A 3,169-nucleotide genomic window follows, 5' to 3' on the forward strand; every position below is an offset into this window, starting at 1 on the left:
TGGTACCTGGCCCGGCCGGGCGGCGGCACGGTCGTGGCGTCCGAGCCCTACGACGACGACCCCCGCTGGACCGAGGTCCCGGACCGCACCCTGGTCACCGCGAGCCCCGCCGAAGTGCGCCTCGCCCCGCTCAAGGAGCCGAGCCGCTCCCCGGATCCCGCACCGCTCAAGGAGCCCCACACGTGAGCCCTTTCCGTCTCACCCGCACCCTCCCCGAGGACGCCACGGACGCCGCCCTGCGCGCGGACGTCCTGCACGGTCTGACCGCCACGCCCAAGACGCTGCCGCCGAAGTGGTTCTACGACGCGCACGGCAGCGAGCTGTTCGAGCGGATCACCGAACTGCCCGAGTACTACCCGACGCGCGCGGAGCGGGAGATCCTCATCGCCCGTGCCGCCGACATCGCCGCCGCGACCGGCGCCCGCACCCTGGTGGAACTGGGCTCCGGCTCCTCCGACAAGACCCGGCACCTCCTCGACGCGTTCCCCGGCCTGCGGGTCTACGTGCCGGTCGACGTGAGCGAGAGCGCCCTCACCCAGGCCGGGGAGGCGCTCGTCGCGGAGCGGCCCGGCCTGGCCGTGCACGCGCTGATCGCCGACTTCACCGCCCGCCTGGAACTGCCGGACACGCCGGGGCCCCGGCTGCTGGCGTTCCTCGGGGGCACGATCGGCAATCTGCTGCCCGCCGAGCGGGCCGACTTCCTGTCCGCGGCGCGTGCCCTGCTCGCCCCGGGCGACGCGCTGCTGCTCGGCACCGACCTGGTCAAGGACGAGGAGGTGCTGGTCCGGGCGTACGACGACGCCGCGGGGGTGACGGCCGCGTTCAACCGGAACGTGCTGTCCGTCGTCAACCGCGAGCTGGGCGCCGACTTCGACCCCGGCGCCTTCGCGCATGTGGCGCTGTGGGATCCCGAGCGCGAGTGGATCGAGATGCGGCTGCGCTCCCGGCACGCGCAGACGGCGAAGATCCCGGCGCTGGGCCTGGGAGTCGAGTTCGCGGCGGGCGAGGAGCTGCGCACCGAGGTGTCGGCGAAGTTCCGCAAGGAGGGGATCCGCGCCGAACTGGCCGCCGCCGGGCTGGAGCTGGCGCACTGGTGGACGGACGGCGAGGACCGTTTCGCGCTGTCGCTGAGCGTCGCGCGGTAGGCGACGGGCGGACCGGGGCACCGGTCAGCCCGCCGGTGCCGTCAGCGCCTCGGTGATCCGGCGTGAGGCACGGCGGGCCTCGGTGGCCGGGTCGGCGCCGGTGAGCACCTTCGTCATGTACTCCTTGATGGGGTTGTCCGCCTCGACGTTCGCCCAGTCGGGCGTGGCGGGCGTCGCCCGCCCCTGCGCCGCGCCGGCGGCCATGGCGGCGACGCCCTCCTCGTCCGCGACCTTCCCGGCCAAGGTCGTCTTGTTGGGCACGTAGTTCATGGTGCGGGCCAGCTCGGTGTTCCACTTGGCCCCGGCGAGGGCCTCCACGACGGCGACCGCGCCGTCGCGGACGTCGGTGTTCTTCGGTACGACGAGGTCCGAGCCGCCGGTGAAGACGGCGCCGGGCCGGTCGGGGCTCTTGCCGGGCACGGGGAAGAAGCCCAGCTTGCCCTCCAGGCCGGGGTTGCGCTGCACGATCGCCCGGGCGAGCCCCGGCACCGCGACGATCTGCGCCACCCGCCCCTCGGCGAACACCCCGGCCTGCGGCGGGTGTTCCTCGTCCGCGTCGACCGGGCCCGAGCCGAGCGCCTGGAGGCGGCGGTAGAAGTCCATGCCGCGCAGGGCGGCCGGGGTGTCGAGGGAGCCGCGCCAGCTGCCGCCGCTCTCCTCGGCCAGGTCGCCGCCCTCGTCCCAGATGAACCCGGCGAGCGTGTACCAGTCCTGACCGGCGAGGTAGATGCCCTGGTCGCCACCGGAGTTCAGCTTCCCGGTGGCCTCCAGCCACTCGTCGCGGGTCCTGGGCGGGGCGGCGATCCCGGCCCGCTCGAAGAGGTCCTTGCGGTAGACGACGACGCGGTTGGCGGCGTACCAGGGGATGCCGTACTGCGCCGACAGCTGCTGTCCGGGCTCGGCGAGGCCGGGCAGCCAGTCGCGCATGCCCCAGTCCCGCATCGACTCCAGAGTGAGGTCGAGCAGCCCGCCGCCCTCGATGTACTGCGGGACCTGCGTGTTGCCGACCTCGATCACGTCGGGGGCGTCCGCGGCGTCGGACTCCAGTGCGGCGTGCACCTTCTCGCCGATGCCGGTCCACTCCTGGATGCGGATGTCCAGGTCGAGGCCGGAGTGGGTGCGTTCGAACTCCTCGGTGAAGCGGTCCAGGAACTCCTCGGAGGCGCTGTCCTTCATCAGCCAGACGACGACGGTGCTCCGCTCCTGGCCGGTGTCGCCCGGCACCAGCCCGCAGCCGGTGACGAGCGAGGCGGTCAGGGCGCAGGAGAGGGCGAGCAGGCGGCGACGTCTCACGAGGGGTCCTGTTCTGTCTGGGGACAGGGCTCTGTGCGGGGACAGGGCGAGGGAAGCCCGACGTGGGGGGACGAGCGGAAGGCTCGTACGGGTGTGTGGGATTTTGGTATGGACCAATGCGGAGGTCAAGGGATCCGGGACGGAAGGCGGACGCCTCGCGGTCCGCCGCGGTGTGGGGCACGGTGGAGTGACGCGTGACACAGCGGTCACGGCGGAGAGGAGCACCCATGTCGAACCACACCTACCGGGTCACCGAGATCGTCGGCACCTCCCCCGAGGGCGTGGACCAGGCCGTCCGCAACGGCATCACCCGCGCCTCACAGACCCTGCGCAACCTCGACTGGTTCGAGGTGACCCAGGTGCGGGGGCAGATCGAGAACGGGCAGATCGCGCACTACCAGGTCGGGCTGAAGGTGGGCTTCCGGCTGGAGGACGCGGAGTGACGCGAGCACTCGGACCGGCGCACCCGGGGCCCGTCAGGTCCGCCCCTCCTTCTCCTGGGCGGCCTTCAGCTCGCCGGAGGGAGTAGCCCAGCGCGCCTGGAGGACGGTGAACCCGGCCCGCCCGGCTTCCTCGCACACCAGTTCGTCATCGTCCACGAGCACCCGGATCTCCCGGGTCCGGGCGAGGCGGCGCAGGATGGCCAGCTTGGTGAAGCGGGCGGGCCTGCGGTCGTCGTCGCGCCGCATGTACACCCGCCCCTCGGGCAGACCGTGCGCGGCCAGCCAGTC

The 3,169-nt window shown here is 73.0% G+C and carries 4 protein-coding genes and 1 pseudogene; 3 read left to right on the top strand and 2 right to left on the bottom strand.

Annotated elements, in window-relative coordinates:
* Window positions 1–186, top strand: a pseudogene (locus CCN42_RS33640) (class II glutamine amidotransferase); the annotation flags it as partial.
* On the top strand, window positions 183–1,145 hold the full coding sequence (gene egtD / locus CCN42_RS33645) for an L-histidine N(alpha)-methyltransferase (RefSeq protein ID WP_086741233.1): 963 nt from the start codon (window positions 183–185) through the stop codon (window positions 1,143–1,145). The pseudogene CCN42_RS33640 and the gene egtD, both read left to right, overlap by 4 nt.
* 24 nt (window positions 1,146–1,169) lie before the next feature.
* On the opposite strand, the gene CCN42_RS33650 is transcribed toward egtD, so the two are convergent.
* The gene (locus CCN42_RS33650; protein ID WP_086741234.1) at window positions 1,170–2,438 is read right to left on the bottom strand and encodes an extracellular solute-binding protein; all 1,269 of its coding nucleotides are present in this window, start codon (window positions 2,436–2,438) and stop codon (window positions 1,170–1,172) included.
* A 227-nt stretch (window positions 2,439–2,665) separates the two neighbouring features.
* Between CCN42_RS33650 and CCN42_RS33655 the strand changes: the two genes are divergently transcribed.
* A complete protein-coding gene (locus CCN42_RS33655; RefSeq protein WP_043505484.1) occupies window positions 2,666–2,881 on the top strand; it encodes a dodecin in 216 nt (71 codons plus the stop codon).
* Window positions 2,882–2,914: 33 nt separating this feature from the next.
* Here the strand turns inward: CCN42_RS33655 and CCN42_RS33660 are convergent.
* A partial coding sequence (locus tag CCN42_RS33660; RefSeq protein ID WP_479688090.1) for an HAD family hydrolase occupies window positions 2,915–3,169 on the bottom strand: 255 nt, incomplete at its 5' end.

The sequence above is a fragment of the Streptomyces glaucescens genome (genome assembly GCF_002154375.1).
GTDB classification, from domain to species: domain Bacteria; phylum Actinomycetota; class Actinomycetes; order Streptomycetales; family Streptomycetaceae; genus Streptomyces; species Streptomyces glaucescens.